Raw genomic sequence first — 22,663 nt, forward strand, 5'->3', positions numbered from 1 at the left:
TAGCTGAAATTTGATTTACTATTGTGCATTCATTTGCAATTTAGGTGCATCAGTATGACCAAACCGTTTTCACAAGCCTGCGAAAATAATAAAAATCATATACTTAAGGCTTTGCAGCCTGCATTGCAAAATGCAGGGTCGGTACTTGAAATAGGCTCGGGGACGGGTCAGCATAGCGTTTTCTTTGCCAAAAAATTGCCACATTTACAATGGTATACCAGTGATCGAGAGGTTAATCATCAAGGAATAAAGTTATGGCATGATGAGGTGCATCTGGCAAACTTGCATCCGCCTTTATTACTTGACCTAAACGATCCTTGGCCAGTAAATAAAGTGGATGCGATATATACTGCTAACACTTTTCATATAGTGAGCTGGGAGTTAATTACGCGTTTTTTTGCTGGAGTAAATCAGCACTTAAACCAGCAAGGGGTGGTGTGTGTATATGGCCCTTTCAAATATAAAGGGGAGTTTACCAGCCCCAGTAATAATGAATTTAACAGTTTATTGCAAAGTCGCGATCCACTTAGTGGTATCCGTGATTTCGAAGCGATTGAGCAACTTGCAGTGCAATCAGGGCTTAAGTTACTCAGCGATACGGCGATGCCTGCAAATAATCAGTTACTCATTTTTAAACGGCAATAAAGAGCTGCATTGTTGTTTATAAATGTCGATATGTTGGCATTCGCGTTCTAAGTAATCTGCAATAGCATGATTAAAATCGGGGTGAACAATGTGATGGGCAGAGTAAGTGGTTATCGGTTGGAAACCGCGTGCTATTTTATGCTCACCCTGAGCACCGGCATTAAAACAGTGAATATTATGCTTAATCGCATATTCAATGCCTTGGTAGTAACACAGCTCAAAGTGAAGAGAATCAATCTCTTCGCTTGCTCCCCAATAACGCCCATAAAGGGTATTGTCACCAATTAAACTTAATGTGGCGGCAATCACTTTATGGTCTTTTTTGGCTAGCATAATGAGCAACTTTTCAGCCATTAAAGCGTGTAGCAAGCTAAAAAACTCACTGTTTAAGTAGCCTAAATGGCCTGAGCGTTTTAAATAAGTACGTTGATAAAATTCACAAAAAAGCTGCATCACTGTTGTGGTGATTTGCTCACCTTCCAACCATTCAATGGTGATATTTTGCTGTGTTATTTTAGCGCGTTCTTTTTTTACTGCTTTGCGCTTACGGGCATTAAAGGTTTTTAAAAAATCATCAAAGTCTTTAAATTCATTATTAAACCACTGAAACTGTACCCCGGTTCTCAGCATGGCACCTGCATCATTTAGCTGTGAGGCTTGTGCTTTATCGCAAAAGTTTATATGCCAGCCTGACCAGGCTTGTTTTGAGCAGTGGGTATTAAGTTGCTCTGTTATATACTCATACACTAACTGTGGATTGCTATGCATAATACCTATTCTTTGCCCCTCAATCGGACTAAAGGGAATACAGCACAGCCATTTAGGGTAATAATCTAAGCCATTTTTTTCATAAGCTTCAGCCCATGCCCAGTCAAATACATATTCACCGTAGGAGTGCGCTTTTAAGTAGCCAGGGGCAAGGGCAACTAGTTTATCGCCTTCATAAACGGCTAAGTGGTGAGGCTGCCAACCTGTTTTTGCGCTTACACATTGGCTTTGCTCAAGTGCATATAAAAAAGCGTGTTGAGTAAAAGGGTCACTACCAAAAAAATAATGCCATTGTGTTGCGTCAATTTGGTTGATGCTATTAAACCATTGATGTGAAAAGTGGCTCATAATGCTTTGCCTACTATTTTTTAAGTGGGTTGCTGATTAATTTTGGTAATAGTGCGACAGCCATATTTGGTTTTCTGTTTTCGATAAATCTTTATGGTTTATCTGGCGCAATATATTGAGATAGGCACTGTATAAGCTTATCGAGTTCGAGAGGTTTTGCAAGATGTTCGTTAAAACCAATTGCTAAGGCATTGGCTTTATCTTCAGGCATTACATCAGCAGTTAAGGCAATAATTGGTAATTGCTCAGTACTTTTAATTTGACGTATCAAGGCGGTGGCTTGGTAACCGTCCATAATCGGCATTTGGCAATCCATTAATACTAAATCGAAGTCATTTATTTTAACTTGTTCTACTGCTAATTCGCCATTTTCAACCAGTGTTGGTGTAATCCCTAAAGAGCTAAGCATTGCTTTTATGACTAATTGATTGACGCTGTTATCTTCTGCAACCAGTATTTTTAGTTTACTTAAATCAACATGCTGGTGTATGTGCTTTGCCGTTACTTGTTGCGCTGCACATGTATTTAACTCGACAGACAGAGTAAAAGTAGAGCCCTTACCTGGCTCGCTTTGTACGCTGATATCTCCAGACATAAATAAGCTAAGCTCTTTTGCGATTGCTAAACCAAGCCCTGTGCCACCAAATTTACGTGATGTTGAGCTATCGGCTTGGGTGAACGCATCAAATAACTTACTTTGCTCTGATGGCGCAATACCGATACCCGAATCCTTAATAGTCAAGGTAATTTGACGACGTCTATCGGTGATCTCTTTGCTGTATGCGCTAACACTTACTTCACCTTCATAGGTAAACTTAATGGCGTTACTACATAGGTTTAATAAAATTTGCTCAATTCGCATAACATCACCTTCAAACCAAATATCGGTTGGTAATTGGTTATCAACTTTCCAGTGAATGCCTTTTTGTTCTGCGCTTTGCTCGAACATACTACTGATCCGAGCAAGAAGCGCATTCAAATCAAAAGGAGCGACTTCTAAGGTGAGCTTTTGTGATTCAATTTTAGAGATATCGAGTACATCATTGATTAAACTTAACAATGATTTAGACGCTAAATTAATTTTATTTAAATAATCAGAAAGAATTTCAGGGCTATCTTCATTTTTAGCTAGGGTTGAAAAGCCAATCACAGCGTTAAGTGGGGTGCGAATTTCATGGCTCATATTTGCTAAAAATCGGCTTTTAGCCTGATTTGCTAAATCAGATTGCTGTTTAGCTTTAACGAGCGAGCGAGTACGCTCTGCTACCAAGCGTGAGAGTGCAAGGTGCTGGTTATTAAATAACAGTAATATCAGTAAAATGAGTGAGCTTACAATGACCTGTAAAATAAGTAAAAAGAGGGTCATATGATTGTTTTGATGCGGTAGGAATTCATCATTAATTGTTAAATCAACCAGCCATGTTTGCCCTGCAAAATTAATCGTGATGGTTGTCAGTTTATTGCTTTTGGTCGGTATATTTTCGGCGTTTGAATAAAATGGATTGCTAGTATTAGCTTCATAAATAGCGATATTAAACATCTTATTTTGTGCTTGGGTAATCGACTGAGCAAGTATGTTTTTTACTAAAAATACACCTGTTGCGTAGCCTTTAATTGAGGCAACTTCGTTATTTTGTTGATACACAGGAGCAAATAATAAATACGCAGGTTCAGGTTGTTTTGCTTGAACTAACTGAATTATTTTAGTGCCCACAGGGCGATTTTTAATGCGTGGGTCGAGTAAAGTCTCACGGCGATCTTTACGAGAATTGAGATTAAAACCTATGGCAGATTGGTTTTCTGCAAAAGGGGCAATATAGGTAATAACCACCAATGGATCGTTGCTTGATAATGGCGCCCCTTTAATGCTCGGATCAAAGTTGTATGCAGTATAAACTTCATTGAGCTGTTTGTTAAAGTCACTGACCTGAGCGGGGAGGATTTTACGATTCCATGAAAATGCTTTAATAAATGAATGCTCAGCCAGTAATTCGGCACTGTAGCTATCAAACTCTTGCTTGCTTAAAGTCGGTGTTGATTGTATTTGGCTTGCAAGGCTTTGTACGGTTATTTGGCTGAGGTTTAAATTGCTCAGCAAACTGTTTTCAATAATAGATGTTTCGCGCTTAGCTATTTGTATCGCATTTGAATACGTCTCTTGGTTGTATAGCTTAGTGGTTAAAGCTACAGAGATAAATAATACCGAGCACACTGCAATAGTAGGTAATGGGGTAACATCATGGCGTTTAAATTTTGGTTGTAATAACGCCAATAAAAAGGGAGTTGCGATCAGTACGCCGAGAGAGTCACCAAGCCACCAAAAAGTAACGTTGTTCCAATGATTATCAATGCTGTAAGCAGGGTTAAACTGACTTAAAGCATAGACGCCAATATTGGCCGATATTAGGCTGACGACAATACCGACGACAAAAATAAAATAAATAATAGATTGGCGTTGTTTTAAATACAACGGATGGCCTAGCCAGTACTTTAAAAGAGCAGCGCCAATCATGCCTTGTAGCACGGCGCCTAAACCGATTAGCAGTACTTGTTGTAGTGTATTACCAATTAAAACCTGATCAGTGATTGGGTTATCACCGGTACTTAAATTAAAGGCGACAGAGGCAATAAATAATGCTGGGATAAAACGCCACCACCAGATAAAACAGCCAACTAGGGCAATACCTGCAGGGAGCCAGATAGGGATGACTTGTGATTGAAAGGCAAAATTAGTCAATAACTTACCAGTTGCAAAATACGCAACCGCAAATGATATGTAAAAAACAAAAGAACTGGATGTTGAACGAAAAATCTTCACATGCATCCTTGTTAAATATTATTTTTATAATGATATTTTAGTATAGCGAATCGGCACTAAATAGTATTATTTTTTAAAGTGGTAGCTGCTTTTTACTAAATGATTGTTTGAGTACTACCGTTGACTCTATATTGGCGATGCAGCTTAAGCTCCCCAGCTGGTGCTTTACAAACTGCTCATAGCTTTCTAAATCCTGAGAAATAATTTTCAGTAAATAATCGTGGCTACCTGAGATCACAGAGCACTCAAGTACATGGGCTAGCTTTTCTACATGCTGCTCAAATTGCTGTGCCGCACTCACCGAGTTTTGACTTAGTCGCACAAAGGCATAAACCAGCACATTAAGGTTGAGCGACTTAGGGTTAATGGCAGCGTGATAGCCCGTAATTACATGTTCCTGCTCAAGTTTTTTGATACGTCTAAGAGTTGGGGTGTCTGATAGGTTAATGGTATTGGCTAATTCAGAAACCGACATGCGGGCATGCGATTGTAAGGCAACCAGTAACTGCTGATCTTTTTTATCTAACATGACTATGGGATCTTATTAATTATTTTAATTTTGTTAGTGATTATTGCTAACTAAAGGTGTTTTTACTATTTTTTTTGGCGTTTTACCCTCAGGGGTTTTTGTTAGCATTAAAACATAATAATAACAGGGTGTAGTTATGAGTTCTTTTACTGCTAAGTTTGACCGTTGGATAAGATCAGAGTTTGTAAGCTTAAACTCGCAATTAGAACAGCTTTATTGGCAGCAAACCGATAAGGCTAATGTTGAGGGGATTGGTGATAGCTTAAAGCTGGCACTAAAGGAGCAAGGCAATGCGCTGATCAGCGATTTATTGGCCGAAGGCAATACCGACGAAGGATTTGATAGCGCATTCGATTTGCTTGGTAATGTTGGTTTGTTTATGGCTGCTTGTCGCAGGCATGAGATCACAGAGCCGAGCAGAGAAACAACCTCACCATTAGTTGAAGCATCGGCGCTTGCTATGCATATTGGTGCCTCTATAGGTGTAACGCCTCGTTTTGCTACCGCGCATCTAACCACGCATAATAAAGCCATTAATGGCACCTATAAGCGTTTTACAAATCTTGATGATGAAGCCCTTTTTTTAGATTACAACACCCAAGGTATTTTAGCGTATAAGCGCGCAAGCGATGCTTTATTAAAAATATTACCTTTGGGTATTTCTCACCCCGTTACAGCCGAACTACTTGAGGTGGTTAAAACGGCATTAATGGATGTAATAGCGTCGAATAACGCCTTATACACTCAGCTAGACACCGAACGTTTTTTTAATTGTGTACGCCCATATTACAAGCCTTACAGGGTAGGTAAAGAGGTTTACCGTGGTGCAAATGCGGGAGACTTTGCCGGTATTAATGTTATTGATATGCTGCTAGGGCTTTGCAGTGCCAATGAGCCGAGTTACTCGCAAATGCTGGTGGATAAATTTTTATATATGATGCCAGATGATCAACAAATACTTCGTGAAGCCATGCGTATGCAAAGCCTAATGGATGATTTTTTAGAGGCCGAACAATATAAAAATACAGACTGGTTTCAAAAGCACGGCAAACTATTTATTCAAGTGTGTAAATTACATGGCGACACCGCTATCGGTCATCATAATCAGCTGGTGGAAAAGTTTATTGCTCAGCCATCACAGCACATGCAACAACAGCATATGAGTAAAGTAACCGCCAGTGGACCTCCTCTACCGGTACTGCTCGATTCATTAGCTAAGTTAAGAGATAGGCGTGCCGCGGCAAAGCGTGACGATATTAATACGCGTTTTGATGATTTAAACACGCTAAAACAGTGGATTAATTAATATGGCTAAAAATGATTTTTGTATGCCACAGGGTTGTTATTTATTAAGCCACTCTGTCGGCCGTCCTCTAAAAACGAGCTTAGAAAATGCCACTGAACATTTTTTTACTCCTTGGCAAGAAAGTGTAAAAGAGCCATGGAAACAGTGGTTACCCGCCATTGAAAGATTTACTGAGGCATTAGGGCAGCTGTTTAATGCGCCTAGTGAGCAATTTTGTCCTCAGGTTAATTTATCCAGTGGTTTAACTAAATTGGTGATGTCACACCCCGTATTTAATAAACCACAGTGTACGGTATTAATGGCGCAGGCTGATTTTCCCAGTATGGGGTTTGCAATGCAAAAAGCACTGCCTGACTGTGCAAAAATACGCTACATCCCTGAGCATGAAGACTTGAGTGATAGACAGGTATGGCAGCGATATTTAACTTCAGAGATTGATGGGGTCTTTGTTAGCCATGTTTATTCTAATACGGGTGTACAAGCTCCCATAAACGATATTGTGGCGCTGAGTAAAGTCACGAATACACTCTCAATAATTGATGTGGCGCAATCGGCAGGGGTTATCCCTGTCGATCTAACGGCGTTAAATGCTGACTTTATGATTGGTTCAAGTGTGAAGTGGCTATGCGGAGGGCCAGGAGCTGCTTATTTATGGGTAAATCCAAAGCAAATAACACAATGTGAACCAAAAGATGTTGGCTGGTTTTCACATCAAAACCCATTCGAGTTTGATATTGCGCATTTTCAATATAACGCTAAAACACTAAGGTTTTGGGGCGGTACGCCCTCGGTACTTCCTTATATTATTGCCGCTCATAGTATTGAATATATTGTTGAATTTGGCGTTGAACAAGTGAGATCGCACAACTTGATGTTACTTGAGTTAATTCAGCAGCAATTGGGCGCTTTTTTAATGTCACCTAGCGCTAAAGAGCAATGTAGTGGCACTGCTATTTTGCAGTTTTCTGAGCATCAGCAAAGTGTATTAACGGCATTAGAGGCTGCAAAAATAAGTGTTGATGTGCGTAAACTCGGCATCCGTGTTTCACCTCACATATATAATACAAAGTCAGAGATACAAACATTTATTGATGTTGTGAAGCACATACTTAAGGTTGCTGGCTAAGCTGCTGTTTTTTTTGAGTGAGTGCTTCTATTTGTTGTTGTGCTTGCTTGATTTGTGGGTCAAATCGCTGCTTAAGTGCCGCCGTTTCAGTGGTAATGGCATTCGCAATTGAGCTAGCCCCTAAGCGATTTGCTTTATCTTGGGTCATGTAATCGATTTGCTGTTTTTTTTGTGCGTATTCTTGTTGGTATTGTTTAATCTTAAGCTCAAGCTGCACAATATCACGCTCTATTTGTTGCACCGCTAGATAATCGTCAACAGAAGTATCGGCAACTGGTGTGTTCTCAGATTGTGGCGTATTTTTTTGCATGATGTTGACGTTTCTAAGCGTGATCACTTGAGCGTCTTCAGCGCAAGGAGTTTGACTAAAAGTAGGCACTCCTTTAATGGTACATTTATAAACCGTCACTTCATTTGCCATGCTAGCAGCACAGGCACCCAAACAACATAGTAGTAATATTAGCTTTGCCATGGTTAAACCTAAGCTGGTTTAAAGTACCATTTATAATGCACTAAGTTGTGACACCATACAATTTGTTTAATTTATTAGCATGCGCTCGCGACGGCCTTATACAAAGTGCAAATTAATAGAGGCTATTAAATTTTAGGCATAAAAAAACCACAATTAAGTGGCTTGTAATCAGTAATGGTGGAGAGGGAGGGATTCGAACCCTCGATAGAGCTACAAACTCTATACTCCCTTAGCAGGGGAGCTCCTTCGGCCACTCGGACACCTCTCCGACGCATTATTCAGCGTGTTATCAATCGGAAAAAACCAATTAATACAAATAAGTGGTGGAGAGATAGGGATTTGAACCCTAGAGGGGCTATAAACCCCTGCCGGTTTTCAAGACCGGTGCATTCGACCACTCTGCCATCTCTCCACGTCGTGATGCAGGATAATACTTAGGTGAGTTGCCTGTGTAAATAGCAAAAAGATCGTTTGCTTAAAAAGTGAGCGTAAATGCGGTTTTTTTTGTAAATTATGAAAATTAAAGATGATTTTTAGCTATGAGGAGGGAGCTGGCAGCAAACAGATGGAGCTAAAGAAGAAACTTCATTTAGTGGTTGGGTGTTTGCTGCAACAATACAAAAATCATGGTTGGGTGATTATTTGTATTGAATTGCACCGCCAAGTGCTAATTTTTTTCCGTAACGGTTAAGTTTAGCTAACATTCTCGCTTTGCGATTAGTTGGTTTAACTGCAACGTGAGTTGTGGCTGTTTGGTTTAATGTATTAATTGGGTTCATTGTATTCGCTCCAAGGTTGTGTCTGTTGAAAACGTGTGCATTTTGCCCGTAGGTTGGTTAAAAATAAAGCGATAAAAATTGCTGGTGAAGTATTAGTTTTTTTAATCTGAAAGTGTTTTTTTGATTTGCTATTTAATGGCGTTTTTTTGATTTTGTATATTTATTCATTACATTCGTGTGCTATATCACTTTTATGTGGGGTTTTTTCAGTTTTTTAATTTTAATATGTTTATAAATAGATTATTTTGAATAGTTATTCAGATTAAATTATTTTGTATTAATGGGGTGGGTTTTACTTCATTCAAAGATTTAACATGCTATTTATAGGTGGTTAATTATTTATTAGAGAAGAGCATTAAATAAACGATAAAAAAGAGTGTTGCTAGGCTTTTAAATTATAAAAAAAGTGCCTAGGTTACTAGGCACTTTGGAGTTAGTTGCGTTTTAAAACGCGTCTAACTGGGGATCGCACCGCCTCAAGAATTTAAAACTTAAAAAGAGGTGGTTTTAATATGTTGCAATTTGGGCTTACAATCATCAGCTCGGACGGCATTCTAAGTGATCTAGAGCGAAGTGAAGATTATACTTTGGTTTGTATTTTACTATGAAGCCACAAAATGCCTCTGCACGGCAAGAGCAGATCCGCTCAACAGTCTATTATTTGAGTTAAATGGGACTGGTGGGGGTAAAAACGCAAAATGCGGCATAGCTTAAAAGCAAATGCCGCAAAGGGAGATTAATTAAAATGCTGAGTAGTTAGTGCTGTTTTATAGTAAATAACTCATAGCCTTTTAATGCAGGCACTTGCGCAGCAAGTTGAGTTTCTTGTTGTGCGATTTCAACAAAGTCACCACACAGTGTATTTGCACGCTGTTCAAGTTTTTTTGCATGGAGCTCTACTTTTTCTTCTATTTGTGCGCCCATATTTTCCATGCGCTCTTCAAAGGCTTGCATGTCGCCACCTGAACCCATTAGCTCAGAGCCTAATGCTACTAAAATACTGCCCATTGATTGCATTACGGCCGACTCAACGGCAGTTTCTATTTGTTGTTCAAACTGCTGTTCAAAGTTTTCACCAAACTGAGTGAAGCTTTGCTGGCCCATGACAAATGTACCTTGTTGGTAAAAGGTACCCTCTACTTCTTGTTGAATATCGTCCATTAAGGTAGCAATGTTATCGAGGCCATCAATATTAAATGCATTGGCGACTTCTTCTAATGCAACGCCCGCAATTTTAACGCCATCAAGTGCAATGTTGGCTACTTCAGGTAATTGCGCACGTAAATTATCTGTGTAGTTGGTCAGTGCTTGGCGCTGAGCGCTATTTAATGCTACTTGCTCGCCATTGATCGACAACTCACCTTGAGTGGTAAAAGTCATACGTTGATTGTTGGCTTTAAAAATTTCTAATTCACTTGGCTTTATACGTACATCGTTTTTAAACTCAACTTTACATTCGTCGTTACTAAATGAAATTGAAGAGCTGTTATCGTTATGAGCCATGGCGACGGGGGCGCACATAATTGCGCTAACTAATAATAATTCTTTCATGTTTATTCTCTGTTTTTTGCTGATGATAATTAACTTATAACAAGTTTGGTGCCAATAGTTTTTAGTGTTTAAAAACAGTGGTTTGTGATTTTTAAGGTGCTTTGAAGTTGAAAGTAAAGTCATTGAAAAAGCTAAAATTTGGTCAAAATAACCAATAATCAAATGCTAATAAATAAAATTTATCGATACGATAAAAAACTCTCACTTTCCACAATTCAAATTTAGCGCTATTTATTCACAATACTGACACAGAGACTATTTAGGATAGCGATGTGGCTTTATTTTGACGTAAATTTGTACAATGAATTTGCGTTGAACATTTTAATTTCACCAATTATCGCGATACAAGAATCCGTAATTGGTCTCAAACACTTTATGGAGTGGGTTGTGGGTAAGACATTTAGTTACGATGCGCTAGATGATGATTTTGTTGAAGACGAATACGAAATGGTAGGGCGTAATCAACACGACAAGAAAAAGCAAAAGGTGAAAAGAAAGTTAGAGGATTACCTTGAGCAAAAACGCTTGCGTAAAAACCTAGGTGAAGATGACTTAAACGATTATATTGATTAGGTTGTCGCTAGTATAAATCAGTGCCGACATATTAGCTTTTAACTGCTACTTAGGTAGTATTTAAAGCTCTGTGGGTTGGTAATAAAGAGGCTTTATGCCTCTTTATAATTTTTAAGCCTCAAACTTTAGCTGCGAGCAATGCTTTTTCAATTACTTTTTCTAGTTTTTCAGGTTTAGTAAAGGGCGCGTAGCGCTTAATGGGTGAGCCATCTGCATTAATCAAAAACTTTGTGAAGTTCCACTTAATTTTTCGTGTCAAAAACCCCGGCAATACAGATTTTAGATAGCGAAAAACCGAATGTGTATGCTGACCATTAACGTTCACTTTTTCTGCGATTAAAAAACTAACTCCGTAATTGATTAAACAACCTTGCGCTATTTGATTCGCGTCTCCGGGTTCTTGCTGGCCAAATTGGTTACACGGGAAACCTATAATGACTAAACCTTGGCTGGCATACTTTTCGTGTAATGCTTGCAATGACTCGTATTGATAGGTGAATCCACACTCACTTGCGGTATTTACTATTAACACAACTTTACCTACAAACTCTTTAAAATCGATAGGTTGGCCTTGCAGGCTAGTAGCACTTAGTTGATGAAATGGGTGCATATTATTAAGCTATTATTTGTTTATTTGGCATAGTCTAACCTTTGCTTGGTGATTAACAAAGTCGAAATAGTGAACACTGCTATGGCGTTACTGTTAATTTAAAATCAAAAATAACCCCATACCAGCAAGTGTGGTTAGGTAAATATTATGTGTTTTGTAAGCAACTATAATGGCTACAATCGCTGCGCTTAAATAAGGGTTTTGCCAATTTAGATTAATGCCACCATCATTTATAAATACAATCGGCACCCAAATCGCTGTTAGAACCGCAGGTGCACTGAAGCTCAAAAACTGCTGCATTTTAGGCCCTACTTTAAATGGTAGCGCGCGGTGTAAGAATAAATAACGGGTAAAAAAGGTAATACATGCCATAAGTAAAATAGTCGTCATCATGATTTAGCGTCCTTATTTTTTACTATTCTAGTTACAGTGTAACCTGCACTCATTGCTAATAGTGCTGAGCATACCAACCACAGCTCAAAGCCTGTGCTTTTTAATAAAGTGGCACAGATCCCTGCAACAATGACCGTGACAAGAGTGGCTAAATTTTTAACTCCTGGGATAACCAAAGCAATAAAGGTTGCAGCAATCGCAAAGTCGAGTCCTAAGTTGGTGAGATCAGGGAGCATAGTACCGGCTACAATACCGATCAGAGTCCAAATATTCCAAGCAATGTAAAAGCTAAAGCCTGCGCTGAGCGCGTAAATTAGGCGCGTTTTAGTCTGGTAGGCGCGAGGGTGATGCGAAAAAGCAAATAGTTCATCGGTTAATACAAAGCTGACTGGAAGGCGCCAACGCATGGGTTGCTCAATCACTTTGTGACGAACCGCCAAGCCATATAAAAAATGGCGAGAGCTAATAATAAACGTGGTAAATAAAATGGTTAATAGAGGGGTATTACCAGCAATGAGCTCAATTGCAACCAGCTGCGCCGAGCCTGCAAATACTAGTAGCGACATGGCTTGAGTTTCAAAAGGGGTAAAGCCATTTTGTATTGCCAACGAGCCACATAAAATCCCCCAAGGAATAACGGCTAAACATAATGGCAGCATATCTAAAAAGCCTTTTAGTATCGGTTTTTTAATGGACTGCATGTGTTTTACTCTGCGCACTGGTAGAAAGACTCATTAGGATACCTTAATATTAAGATGCTAAAATAGTTAGCGTTTTAGATGATACTGTTTTTTAGGGAAGGTGCAATGTTCAAGGTAAAAGTGTGGGATGGCTTTTTAAGAAGCTTTCATTGGTTATTAGTATTGAGTATTGCTGCGCTTTATTTTAGTGCTGAAGAGGGCATGATAGAGCTACATTTTGTGATTGGCTTTTTTACTTTAGCGCTTATCTCAACGCGGATTATATGGGGTCTTATAGGCAGTAAAACGGCAAGAATATCGGCATTACTGCATTCTCCTAAGTCGGTGCTTGCTTCTTTTAGAGGCAAAAAAATAAATGATGTGGGCCATTCTGCACCAGGCAGTTATATGGTGTTATTATTTTTTATCCTGATTATTACGCAACTGGTTAGTGGTTTAATGAGCAGTGATGGCATTTTAACTGATGGCCCGTTAGCGCAGTATGTATCGAGTGATACGATTGATTTTGCCAACTGGCTGCACCATATCAATTTTGATATTTTATTTTATGCGATTATTTTGCATGTTGTGGCTATTATTGCTTACAAAATTAAAGGCAAGCCTTTAGTAAAAGCAATGATCACCGGCAATAAAGCACTGCCAACACAAAGCTTAGAGCCTGAGACAAAGTCACCATGGATTGCATGGGTTTTATTTTTACTATTACTGGTTTTATTAATGAGTACTTGGGGAAGTGAGCCTTTAAGTTATCTGCTTAGTTAAAAAAATGGCGCTAATACAGCGCCATTTTTATTGTTTAATACACAGAATTTATTAGTCTTTGAATTGCTTATGGCAATCTTTACAGCCTTTAGCCCATGCACCAAATGCTTTACCAATGACCGCTTTGTCACCTGTTTGAGCTGCTACAGCAAGTTCATCAGCATATTGCTGAAACGCTGTCGCTTTTTTCATAAAAGTATCGTTTTCAGACCATACCGCAGGAAGTGCTGATGTATCGCCTTTTTCAGTGCCTGCGTAAAAGGCCTCCCAAGGCATTTTAGATAATGCCGCTGCGTTATTTGCACGCTGCTTAAATTGCTCTGCATCAAAAGGAATTTTACCCTTCAGCATGGCACCCATATCGCCTATTTGAACTGAAATCATAGAAAATGCAGCTTGGCGATACTCAATTGCATCACTCGGCTCTTTAAATGCAGAATTTGCAGATACACTAAGTGCGTATGTAGATAGTAATGCCCCGATAAATACTTGCTTCAATTTCACTTTACTCTACTCCTTTGAGGGTTCTTTAATTATCTTTGTATATTAGCTTAGGCTTTAGTTCAAGGGAAAGCATAGATTATTACTTTGATATTATTAACGGGATTTTAATCGGGCTGATATTATTTTACGGTTTATTGTGAATGTTTGTAAATGCAGTGTTGCTGCTTGTTGTTTGATTGTGTACATTCGGATGTCATAAAAATAACCAATGAAGAGCATTTATGAAAAATAATATTTTTAAGCTGTCAGCGTTGTCTGCAGCGATAGTAATTTCGCTATCAGGGTGTGGTGGAAGCGATAATGATAATAACAATACAGTTCCAGTTGTTACTGATGTAGCACCAAAAGCGAGTGATGTTGTCGTTACTGATTTAAAACAATGGGTTCCAGTTACTGCAGACTTTAAAGCAAGTGATAATGATGGTGACGCACTTACTTTTAGTTTTACTGAAAATGGCGAGGCAATTACCGCGCAAGATGGTGTCTTTAAGTTTAGCCATGGTATGTTAACAGTAGAGGGTACTTCGTTTACATATGTGCCTGTTTCTGGTGAAGATGCGGTTATTGATTACACAGTAACTGCAAACGGTAAAACGGCCTCTGCGAAAATTAATATCTCAGGAATTATTGGAGATCCTCTTGCAAATCAGCAGTGGCACCTAAACAATACAGGTCAGAAAGCTTACTCGCTTAGTGATGAGATGAAACAAGGCTTAATTGATTTGTACGTTAGTTTATTTGGCGATACAGAAGAAGAAGCACAAGCCGATGTCAACGCTAGCTTTGCTCAATCAGAGGCGACAGAGCTTGTAGCTGGTGAAGATATGAATGTTGTTGATGCTTATGCTCAAGGTGTTACTGGGGCAGGTGCAACGGCAGTTGTGATCGATTCGGGTATGGAAATCCGCCATGAAGATTTAATCGATAATGTATTACCAAACCGCTCTTTAAACCTAAATGCTGATGCGACTGACCGTACAGATCCTACTAGTATGTCAAACAGTGGTGATCATGGTACAAGTGTTGCTGGTTTGATTGCTGCAAAAGGTTGGAATGGTAAAGGTGGCCGTGGCGTTGCTCCTGATGCTGGTTTAATTGGTATGAATTATCTTGGTGGTGCTAAAATCCCACAAACTGAGTTAATGGTGCATGGTTTCCCTGGAAGCGGCATTAGCACAACAGAAAATATTTCTGCGTTTAACCGTAGTTATGGCATAACTTTCCCAACATTTATTGCATATTCAGAATTAGATGAAGCTATTGAGTCATACCCAAACCTAAATCTGCGAGATGGTAAGGGTGCACTTAATATGAAATCGAGTGGTAACTCTTTTGTTGATGGCGGTGATGAAGGCTCACTATGTGAAGATAATGGAGCTAATGACTTAGGTTTAACGTGTTATAACGGTGCGTTTGAGCCAAGCCAAGGCCATCCTTACTATCTAAGTGTTGCTGCTGTAAATGCAAATGGTAAGCACACTAGCTACTCAACAGCAGGTGCTAACTTAATGGTTTCAGCGCCAGCTGGTGAATATGGTCGTTGGGCACCTGCAATGGTAACAACGGATCAGATGACATGTATCAACGGTTACTCAGGCTTTAATAGTGGTGCTGTTGCAAGCTTTACTCAGAGATATGGAGAAGAGTTTGCCATAAGCCAGTTCCCATTTAACTATCCTGGCAATGAAGATAACGCAAGTTGTAACTATACATCTACATTTAACGGTACATCGTCTGCTGCGCCAAATGCATCAGGTGTAGTATCACTTATTCTTTCGGCTAATCCTGAACTAACTTGGCGTGATGTGCGTCATATATTAGCGTCAACAAGTACATTAATTGACGCTGAAAATGCCCCTGTAAAATTAACTACCGCAGATGGTGAGTTTGTTGCACATGATGGTTGGGTTGAAAATGCCGCTGGTTATAGCTTTAATAACTTATATGGCTTTGGGCGTGTAGATGCAGGTGCAGCGGTTGCAATGGCTAAGTCTTATGACGCTTCATTAGGTGAGCAAGTAATCACGGATTGGAATGGTGTTGGTTCAGCCGTTTCTGAAAGTGCACTAGCATTAGAAATTCCTGATAACAGTGCTACAGGTTTAACGCAAGAAATTGTAGTTACAGAAGAATTAAACATTGAGGCAATGCAATTTAAATTTGATGTAAGCAACCCTGAAATGGGCTTCGGCCTAGGTGATGGTACTCAAACATCTGCTGGTAATGATTTAGCTATTGAGGTTACTTCGCCAGCGGGTACTCGAAGTGTATTACTTTCATCAAAACAAGCTTTGTTTTACCCTGCATATAGCTTCACGAATAGCTGGAGTGTAGGTTATGTACTTAAAGACGCTGTGATGCTTTCAAATGCTTTCTACGGAGAGTCTACGAAAGGTACTTGGACTGTTCGTTTGTTAGATACAAGCGCAGACAGCTTTGCATTTAGTCGAGGCTCAAATAATTCTCTAGGTGTTACTGGTATTAGTAATAATAACTCAGCAAGTGTACTTGAAGGTGTATCTCTTCGTGCATTTGGTCACGCAGGTCAAGAGTAAGGATTATAAAGATGAAAATTAAACAATTAATCGTATTGGGTGCTGCTGCGTGTATTTCGTTTGGGGCAACAGCAAACACTAGCTCAGATAAAGAGCTTCAGCTTCCTAAGAAACAAGTAGCTAAATTAAAGTTTGATAAAGCGGATTTTGGTTCTTACAAAATTGAAAAGAACTTGCGTTTAGTGCCTTCGAGTGTTGCTTCAGAAGAGCATGTCGTTATGCAAAAAGGTGAGATGACAGTAGTAAGCGTAGATAAATCGTCTGATGTGGTTACAAAAGGAACATTAGTTCGTAATATTTTTACTAATAACCTAACGTCACTATCAGGTAATATTACTATTCTTTTAAAAGATGGTATGAGTGCAAGCGATGTTGCTTCGGCTGCAGGTTTGAAGGTCGTATCTTTATTCCCAGGCACTAAAATTGCTGTTTTAGCTGTAAATGATGGTCAAGATATTTTAGTTGCATCAAAGCAGCTAAAAGAATCTGGTTTGATTAAAGAAGCTAAAATAGAAGTGTTAGAAACTATTTACACTGCACAGTAATCTGTTTTAAATAAGTAAAACCCCGAGTAGCACGATTGACTCGGGGTTTTTTATTATTCGTTTATATCTATATCTGCGAAAATCATCCCTCGACGCATACTGCGCGTTGCCAAGAACACCTCACCGAGTAATGACATAAATGCACATATCAGTAATGCCATTGCACCAACAAAACAGCTGCCAATAGTGACACCTAAATTAATCGACTGTATGTGAGATAAAAATAACAGCATAACCACGGCGCAAACTAATAGTGCACTTAATACACTTAAACTAAATGCAATGTGTATGCAGCGAGAGCGCTTAAGGAGTGCTCTAAGCTCTGTAGTCAGAGACAAGTTAAATTCTTCATCGGTGCTAACTTTTAATTTTCGCTCTAACTGTCTGGCTCTGTCTGTAATTCGCGCCAAGCGATTAGATAAAACCCCGAGCGTTGCTGCAATACCAGTAATTAAAAAAACGGGTGCAACCGCTGTTTGAATGACCTTAGCCATTGTTAAAATGTTAATTACATCGTTATTCATTATTGTCCTTATTGATTAGCAGCAGGAAGAGACTATTTAATGCTACTTCGTTACTGTTAGGATAACTGAAGTCTTAACTATATAAAAAGAATTTCTCGGCTCCCTTTTTACATAGCTTCACAAACTAAATTTCTGTCGTGTTTAATATTAGGTATATTTAATATAATAAAAACAACAGGGATTTAAATTAATGAAACACACTTCGTTTACGCTTGCCGTAATATCGTTAGCTATTTTAGGTGGTTGTAATAAAGCACCTGAAGTTAAACAAAACACGCCTACTGAACAGTCTGTATCTCAAATCGCAGTAATGCCGCCGGTTGCTAAAAAAGTACCATATGAAATGTCTATTCATGGCGACACTCGTATTGATGATTATTACTGGATGCGTGATGATGAGCGAAAAGATCCTGAGGTACTTAGTTACCTTGAGGCTGAAAATGCTTATACAGATGCAATGCTTGCACATACAAAAACGTTACAAACTAGGTTATTTGAAGAGCTAAAAGGGCGAATTCAAAAAGACGATGATTCAGTGCCAGTTAAAAACGGTGACTATTATTATTCATCACAAACTCGCGGTGATAACGAATACGCAACTTATGTACGTAGTAGTGATTTTGCAGGCACTGACCAGCAGGTTATTTTAGATGTAAACGAGCTAGCTAAGGAACATGATTATTATGCCGTAAGTGGTTTAGATGTAAGTCCAAACGGCAATTTAATGGCATATGGTGAAGATACCGTAAGTCGTCGTATTTATAATATAAAAATAAAAGACTTAAGCACTGGTAAATTACTCGAAGATACGCTTAAAGGTACGAATGGCAGTGTTGTTTGGGCAAACGACAACAAAACGCTTTATTACATAAAAAAAGATTTACAAACTTTACTAGGTTACCAAGTTTATCGTCATACGCTCGGTACCCCACAGGCTGAAGATGAACTCGTTTATGAAGAAACAGATACCAGTTATTACATGGGTATTAGCAAAAGCAAAGACGATTCAGAAATTTATATCTGGCACAGCAGTACAACTGCGTCAGGTGTATCGGTTTTAAGTGCTGATGATGTTAAAGCTATGCCAAAACGCTTGATTGAACGTGAAGCGGATCTGGAGTATGGAATTTCTAAGCTGGGTAATACTTACTACATTGTCACTAATTTAAACGCAGTCAACTTTCAGTTAATGAAAGTAGATATTGATAAAGCTGGCGATAAAGCTAATTGGCAAACGGTGATCCCCGCTCGCGATAATATAAAATTAGAAGGCATCGACTTATTTAACGATTACTTAGTGTATCAGCAGCGTGAAATGGGTCAGTCGACTATTATTGCTCGTAACTTAACCACGGGTAAAGAGATACCGCTTAGCTTTAACGACAGTGCTTATACAATTAGCACCTACGGTAACAATGATTTAAATAGCGATACATTACGTGTGTATTATACCAGTATGACAACACCCGCTTCATCGTATGATGTTAATTTAGCTACTGGCAATAAAACATTACTTAAACAACAAAAAGTACTCGGTGATTTTAGTGCAGATAACTACGCATCAGAGCGAATTTTTGTCACTGCACGAGATGGTATTAAAGTACCGGTAAGCCTAGTCTATCGCAAAGACATGTTTAAAAAAGAGGGAACTAATCCGCTGCTACAATATGGTTATGGCTCGTATGGCGCGACCATGGATCCTACCTTTTCTAGCGCTCGCTTAAGTTTGCTCGATCGGGGTTTTGTATTTGCCATTGCGCATATTCGCGGTTCACAAATGCTAGGTCGCCCTTGGTATGAGGACGGTAAACTACTGACTAAAAAGAACACCTTTAACGACTTTGTAGATGTTACCAAGGCATTGGTTGAGCAAAAGTATGGTGCAAAAGATAAAATATTTGCTCAAGGTGGCAGTGCGGGTGGCTTATTAATGGGTGCAGTGGCAAACCAAGCTCCTGAGTTGTATAAAGGAATGGTGGCTGCGGTTCCATTTGTTGATGTAGTGACCACGATGCTTGATGCAAGTATTCCACTTACAACCAACGAATACGGTGAGTGGGGTAACCCTAACGAGAAAGAATACTATGAGTATATGTTATCGTATTCACCTTATGATCAGGTCAGTAAGCAAGATTACCCAAATATGTTAGTTACTACTGGCTTACATGATTCACAGGTACAATATTTTGAGCCTGCAAAGTGGGTGGCTAAGCTGCGAGATTACAAAACAGATGATAACAAGCTACTGTTTAAAATCGATATGGAAGCAGGGCACGGAGGTGCATCAGGTCGCTTCAAACGCTTAGAAGATACTGCATTAAATTATGCTTTTATGCTTGATTTAGCTGGTGTGAATAAGTAACTGGTCTGGCAATATCAATAAGCGCAGCTATTTGCTGCGCTTTTTTATTTTTAAATATACACAAATGCTTTGCATTGGATAAATAAGCATTTACATTAAGGTGGCTAATGAGTGTGAATATTATTTTAGCGTAAAATAAAAACGAGAAGGGAGAGTGTAATGGAACAAAATCAAGAGATTAAAGTCGTCAATAAAGATGACCGCACCTGGGCAATGCTATGTCATTTAAGTGCACTAGCGGGGTTTATTGTGCCATTTGGGTCGGTACTCGGCCCTCTTATTATCTGGCTAATTAAAAAAGATGAAATGCCAATTGTTGATATACATGGTAAAAAAGCCCTTAATTTTCAGATTACTATGGCTATAGCTTACTTTGTTTGTTTTTTACTAATTTTTGCAGCGGTTGGTTTACTACTGTTACCTATGGTGGCTATTTTTTCATTTGTGATGGTGGTTATCGCAAGCGTGAAAGCCAACGATGGCAAAGAGTTTAATTATCCCCTTAGCTTAAATTTGATAAAATAACTGTTTTTATTATTCGGTGAATTGGTTTTAAGTTAAAAAGTCGTTCAAACCCAGCTTAATTGCTGGGTTTAGTTTTTAGCCATAAGGGAAAGATGCTCTATATAACATTATTTTTTACAGCATTTATATCTGCCACGTTATTACCTAGCTCCTCTGAAGTATTGATGGGTGGCATGATCATGCAAGGCAATACTAACTTATGGCTAATTTGGTTTGCAGCAACCTTGGGTAATGTACTAGGCAGTTGTGTTAACTATTGGTTAGGGACGCAGGCATTGCGTTTTAAAGATAAAAAATGGTTTCCAGTATCTGAAAAAGGGCTTAAAAAAGCACAACAGCAGTTTAATAAATATGGTGTTTATAGCCTATTGTTTGCTTGGCTGCCCATCGTTGGCGACCCACTAACCGTTATTGGCGGCGTATTTAAAGTTCGCTTTACTACATTTTTAGTGCTGGTAACGCTCGGCAAGGGGTTACGTTATTTAGCGGTAATAGCCCTTGCCGTCGGATTATTTGTGCCAGTCGAGGGTTAAAGAAACCGAATCGGCAAAGCGCAACGCATGAGGTTTATCTACTCGAGCCTTAGCATAATTAACACTTGGGTGTGAGTGGCAAACAGCAAGAATTTCAGCAACTAGTTTTTCTAACAATAAAAAGTGTCCTTGCTCCACTAAGCTAATTACCTCTTTAGTAATCACTTTGTAGTTAAGTGCTTGGTCTACTTCATCTGTTTCACAAGCTTGATCAGCAGGGTAGTGAATTTCAAGGTTAATGACCACATCTTGTTTTTTTTCACGCTCATCAGGATTAAAACCAATAAATGTGCGTAGTCGTAAATTAGTTACATTAATAATTGCGTTTGCCATACATTATCCTTTGATCAGCTGTAAAAACTCATTACGTGTTTTCGGATCGGCTCTAAAGTTTCCTAGCATTACCGAGGTACGCATGCTTGAGTTTTGTTTTTCTACACCACGCATCATCATACACATGTGTTTTGCTTCAACAATTACACCCACACCTTTTGCACCGGTTACTTCCTCAACCGCTTTTGCAATTTGATGGGTAAGCTGTTCTTGAATTTGAAAACGACGCGAAAACATATCAACAATACGCGCAAACTTAGATAAGCCTAATACTTTGCCATCAGGGATATAAGCAATATGACAGCGGCCAATAAAAGGGAGTAAATGATGTTCACACATAGAGTAAAGCTCGATGTCTTGTATCAATACCATGTCGTCAGCGTCAGAGGTGAATACCGCATTGTTAGTGATTTCGTTAAGCGTTTGACGATATCCTTGAGTAAGGTACTCCATCGCTTTTGCAGCGCGTTTTGGGGTATCAAGTAACCCTTCACGTTCAGCGTCTTCACCTACAGCAGTTATAATTTTTTGATAGCTTTCTTTTAATTCGTTATGCATAAGTTTCTCAGTTTTATTAGGACTTACTTAAGATGGCGACCACCATCAACAGGTAAAGCACGCCCTGTGATGTAATGGCTGTTCAGTAGTAGGTCTATACTATTGATAATTTCTTGGCATCCAGGTTCGATACCCATTAATGATTTTTTTAAAGTTTTAGCGCGATACTGCTCATCATCATGTTGGTTAAAAATAATTAATGATGGTGCGACTGAATTCACTTTTATGTTAGGTGCATATTTAGCACTAAATGATTTAGTTAAGTTATCCAGTGCGGCTTTACTGGCCGCATAAGCAAGATGTTTTGGGCTGCCTGTTTCCACTACATAATCAGTCAAATGAATAATGTCAGCGGGTTTAGCATGCGACGCCTGATAATTTAATAGTAAATCTGCGCAATGTAAGTTTACCAAGTACGGTGTTTTTGCATGAATGCGCATCATATTGTCAAACAGCTGCTCAAAGTGAGGGTTGTTAGCTTCACAGTCCCAGCTTGATGCATTATGAATAACCGCCCTGAGTGAGTCAGTGTGTGATTTAAGCAAAGTAATAAAAGTATTAATGCCCTCATCAGTACTAAAGTCAGCATAAAGACAGGTAACCCCTTGTTGTTCCAACGAATCAACAGCCTCATGACGGGTCCGATAAGTAATAATGACCGCTTGCCCTTGGGCTATAAAGTGCTTTGCCAGCGCAAGCCCTATACGTTGTGCTGCACCAGTAATCAAAATAGGGGGTGTCATAAAATATAAAACTCTCTGTTGGCAAGCGTTAAGGTTAACTTTTAAAAATTTAAGCCACTTATTTTCACGTCATGTTTACGTAAAATACAAGCGGCTCGAT

The 22,663-nt window shown here is 39.0% G+C and carries 24 protein-coding genes and 2 tRNA genes; 10 read left to right on the top strand and 16 right to left on the bottom strand.

From position 1 onward, the window contains the following. Positions 1 to 54 precede the first annotated feature (54 nt). Positions 55 to 645: a DUF938 domain-containing protein gene (locus ABZP26_RS00265; protein WP_368485194.1), complete on the top strand. Its 591-nt coding sequence runs from the start codon at positions 55 to 57 to the stop codon at positions 643 to 645. Here ABZP26_RS00265 and ABZP26_RS00270 read toward each other — a convergent pair. The 3 genes from ABZP26_RS00270 to ABZP26_RS00280 form a co-directional block, all read right to left on the bottom strand. Further along, positions 622 to 1,761 carry a GNAT family N-acetyltransferase gene (locus ABZP26_RS00270; protein ID WP_368485195.1) on the bottom strand — a complete coding sequence of 380 codons (1,140 nt, stop codon included), beginning with the start codon at positions 1,759 to 1,761 and terminating at the stop codon, positions 622 to 624. The genes ABZP26_RS00265 and ABZP26_RS00270 overlap by 24 nt on opposite strands. 91 nt (positions 1,762 to 1,852) lie before the next feature. Then, a complete protein-coding gene (locus ABZP26_RS00275; RefSeq protein ID WP_368485196.1) occupies positions 1,853 to 4,579 on the bottom strand; it encodes a CHASE domain-containing protein in 2,727 nt (908 codons plus the stop codon). Positions 4,580 to 4,652: 73 nt separating this feature from the next. Beyond that, positions 4,653 to 5,108, bottom strand: a complete 456-nt coding sequence (locus ABZP26_RS00280; RefSeq protein ID WP_013463689.1) for an Lrp/AsnC family transcriptional regulator — start codon at positions 5,106 to 5,108, stop codon at positions 4,653 to 4,655. Between the two features lie 136 nt (positions 5,109 to 5,244). Here ABZP26_RS00280 and ABZP26_RS00285 point away from each other — a divergent pair, with 136 nt between their 5' ends. Beyond that, positions 5,245 to 6,414: a monodechloroaminopyrrolnitrin synthase PrnB family protein gene (locus ABZP26_RS00285; RefSeq protein ID WP_368485197.1), complete on the top strand. Its 1,170-nt coding sequence runs from the start codon at positions 5,245 to 5,247 to the stop codon at positions 6,412 to 6,414. Between the two features lies 1 nt (position 6,415). After that, on the top strand, positions 6,416 to 7,540 hold the full coding sequence (locus tag ABZP26_RS00290) for an aminotransferase class V-fold PLP-dependent enzyme (RefSeq protein ID WP_368485198.1): 1,125 nt from the start codon (positions 6,416 to 6,418) through the stop codon (positions 7,538 to 7,540). On the opposite strand, the gene ABZP26_RS00295 is transcribed toward ABZP26_RS00290, so the two are convergent. The 5 genes from ABZP26_RS00295 to ABZP26_RS00315 form a co-directional block, all read right to left on the bottom strand. Further along, complete coding sequence (locus ABZP26_RS00295; RefSeq protein ID WP_368485199.1) at positions 7,524 to 8,012, bottom strand: RNA-binding protein; 489 nt, start codon at positions 8,010 to 8,012, stop codon at positions 7,524 to 7,526. The genes ABZP26_RS00290 and ABZP26_RS00295 overlap by 17 nt on opposite strands. Positions 8,013 to 8,187: 175 nt before the next feature. Continuing rightward, positions 8,188 to 8,280, bottom strand: a tRNA-Ser gene (locus tag ABZP26_RS00300). 53 nt (positions 8,281 to 8,333) lie between these two features. Beyond that, positions 8,334 to 8,424 (bottom strand) — tRNA-Ser (locus tag ABZP26_RS00305). 226 nt (positions 8,425 to 8,650) lie between these two features. Next, positions 8,651 to 8,791: a hypothetical protein gene (locus tag ABZP26_RS00310; protein ID WP_008113257.1), complete on the bottom strand. Its 141-nt coding sequence runs from the start codon at positions 8,789 to 8,791 to the stop codon at positions 8,651 to 8,653. 756 nt (positions 8,792 to 9,547) lie between these two features. After that, positions 9,548 to 10,342 carry a YggN family protein gene (locus ABZP26_RS00315; RefSeq protein ID WP_029609995.1) on the bottom strand — a complete coding sequence of 265 codons (795 nt, stop codon included), beginning with the start codon at positions 10,340 to 10,342 and terminating at the stop codon, positions 9,548 to 9,550. Between the two features lie 387 nt (positions 10,343 to 10,729). Here ABZP26_RS00315 and ABZP26_RS00320 point away from each other — a divergent pair, with 387 nt between their 5' ends. Further along, positions 10,730 to 10,915 carry a PA3496 family putative envelope integrity protein gene (locus ABZP26_RS00320; RefSeq protein ID WP_008108975.1) on the top strand — a complete coding sequence of 62 codons (186 nt, stop codon included), beginning with the start codon at positions 10,730 to 10,732 and terminating at the stop codon, positions 10,913 to 10,915. Between the two features lie 118 nt (positions 10,916 to 11,033). Here the strand turns inward: ABZP26_RS00320 and ABZP26_RS00325 are convergent, their stop codons facing one another. The 3 genes from ABZP26_RS00325 to ABZP26_RS00335 all read right to left on the bottom strand — a co-directional run bounded on the left by ABZP26_RS00325 (position 11,034) and on the right by ABZP26_RS00335 (position 12,619). Next, complete coding sequence (locus tag ABZP26_RS00325) at positions 11,034 to 11,525, bottom strand: glutathione peroxidase (RefSeq protein ID WP_013463695.1); 492 nt, start codon at positions 11,523 to 11,525, stop codon at positions 11,034 to 11,036. Between the two features lie 93 nt (positions 11,526 to 11,618). After that, entirely contained in the window at positions 11,619 to 11,918 is a 300-nt protein-coding gene (locus tag ABZP26_RS00330; RefSeq protein WP_016900234.1) for an AzlD domain-containing protein, read from the bottom strand. Continuing rightward, positions 11,915 to 12,619, bottom strand: a complete 705-nt coding sequence (locus tag ABZP26_RS00335; RefSeq protein WP_368485200.1) for an AzlC family ABC transporter permease — start codon at positions 12,617 to 12,619, stop codon at positions 11,915 to 11,917. The genes ABZP26_RS00330 and ABZP26_RS00335 overlap by 4 nt, the downstream gene beginning before the upstream one ends. A gap of 105 nt (positions 12,620 to 12,724) precedes the next feature. On the opposite strand from ABZP26_RS00335, the gene ABZP26_RS00340 reads away from it, so the two are divergent. Then, the gene (locus ABZP26_RS00340; protein ID WP_368485201.1) at positions 12,725 to 13,381 is read left to right on the top strand and encodes a cytochrome b/b6 domain-containing protein; all 657 of its coding nucleotides are present in this window, start codon (positions 12,725 to 12,727) and stop codon (positions 13,379 to 13,381) included. Between the two features lie 51 nt (positions 13,382 to 13,432). On the opposite strand, the gene ABZP26_RS00345 is transcribed toward ABZP26_RS00340, so the two are convergent. Next, complete coding sequence (locus tag ABZP26_RS00345; RefSeq protein ID WP_368485202.1) at positions 13,433 to 13,885, bottom strand: cytochrome c; 453 nt, start codon at positions 13,883 to 13,885, stop codon at positions 13,433 to 13,435. A 221-nt stretch (positions 13,886 to 14,106) separates the two neighbouring features. Between ABZP26_RS00345 and ABZP26_RS00350 the strand changes: the two genes are divergently transcribed. Together ABZP26_RS00350 and ABZP26_RS00355 are read left to right on the top strand one after the other, a co-directional pair. Continuing rightward, positions 14,107 to 16,440, top strand: a complete 2,334-nt coding sequence (locus ABZP26_RS00350) for a S8 family serine peptidase (protein ID WP_368485203.1) — start codon at positions 14,107 to 14,109, stop codon at positions 16,438 to 16,440. 11 nt (positions 16,441 to 16,451) lie between these two features. Then, a complete protein-coding gene (locus ABZP26_RS00355) occupies positions 16,452 to 16,985 on the top strand; it encodes a hypothetical protein (RefSeq protein ID WP_013463701.1) in 534 nt (177 codons plus the stop codon). A gap of 53 nt (positions 16,986 to 17,038) precedes the next feature. Here the strand turns inward: ABZP26_RS00355 and ABZP26_RS00360 are convergent, their stop codons facing one another. Continuing rightward, on the bottom strand, positions 17,039 to 17,509 hold the full coding sequence (locus tag ABZP26_RS00360) for a DUF2721 domain-containing protein (RefSeq protein WP_013463702.1): 471 nt from the start codon (positions 17,507 to 17,509) through the stop codon (positions 17,039 to 17,041). A gap of 190 nt (positions 17,510 to 17,699) precedes the next feature. Between ABZP26_RS00360 and ABZP26_RS00365 the strand changes: the two genes are divergently transcribed. The 3 genes from ABZP26_RS00365 to ABZP26_RS00375 all read left to right on the top strand — a co-directional run bounded on the left by ABZP26_RS00365 (position 17,700) and on the right by ABZP26_RS00375 (position 20,929). Beyond that, on the top strand, positions 17,700 to 19,871 hold the full coding sequence (locus ABZP26_RS00365) for an oligopeptidase B (protein WP_016900230.1): 2,172 nt from the start codon (positions 17,700 to 17,702) through the stop codon (positions 19,869 to 19,871). Positions 19,872 to 20,030: 159 nt separating this feature from the next. Continuing rightward, positions 20,031 to 20,396: a DUF4870 domain-containing protein gene (locus ABZP26_RS00370; protein WP_010392586.1), complete on the top strand. Its 366-nt coding sequence runs from the start codon at positions 20,031 to 20,033 to the stop codon at positions 20,394 to 20,396. A gap of 92 nt (positions 20,397 to 20,488) precedes the next feature. Next, positions 20,489 to 20,929: a YqaA family protein gene (locus tag ABZP26_RS00375; RefSeq protein WP_013463704.1), complete on the top strand. Its 441-nt coding sequence runs from the start codon at positions 20,489 to 20,491 to the stop codon at positions 20,927 to 20,929. Here the strand turns inward: ABZP26_RS00375 and folX are convergent. The 3 genes from folX to folM are packed head-to-tail and all read right to left on the bottom strand — an operon-like array spanning position 20,906 to position 22,563. Continuing rightward, entirely contained in the window at positions 20,906 to 21,262 is a 357-nt protein-coding gene (gene folX, locus ABZP26_RS00380) for a dihydroneopterin triphosphate 2'-epimerase (protein ID WP_013463705.1), read from the bottom strand. The genes ABZP26_RS00375 and folX overlap by 24 nt on opposite strands. A gap of 3 nt (positions 21,263 to 21,265) precedes the next feature. Next, positions 21,266 to 21,820: a GTP cyclohydrolase I FolE gene (folE, locus tag ABZP26_RS00385; protein WP_008108996.1), complete on the bottom strand. Its 555-nt coding sequence runs from the start codon at positions 21,818 to 21,820 to the stop codon at positions 21,266 to 21,268. A gap of 23 nt (positions 21,821 to 21,843) precedes the next feature. Then, positions 21,844 to 22,563 (bottom strand): dihydromonapterin reductase, encoded by a 720-nt coding sequence (gene folM / locus ABZP26_RS00390; protein WP_013463706.1) that lies wholly within the window; start codon positions 22,561 to 22,563, stop codon positions 21,844 to 21,846. Positions 22,564 to 22,663 lie beyond the last annotated feature (100 nt).

Origin of the sequence: Pseudoalteromonas sp. SD03, from assembly GCF_040937955.1 — a bacterium.
GTDB lineage: Bacteria > Pseudomonadota > Gammaproteobacteria > Enterobacterales > Alteromonadaceae > Pseudoalteromonas > Pseudoalteromonas tetraodonis.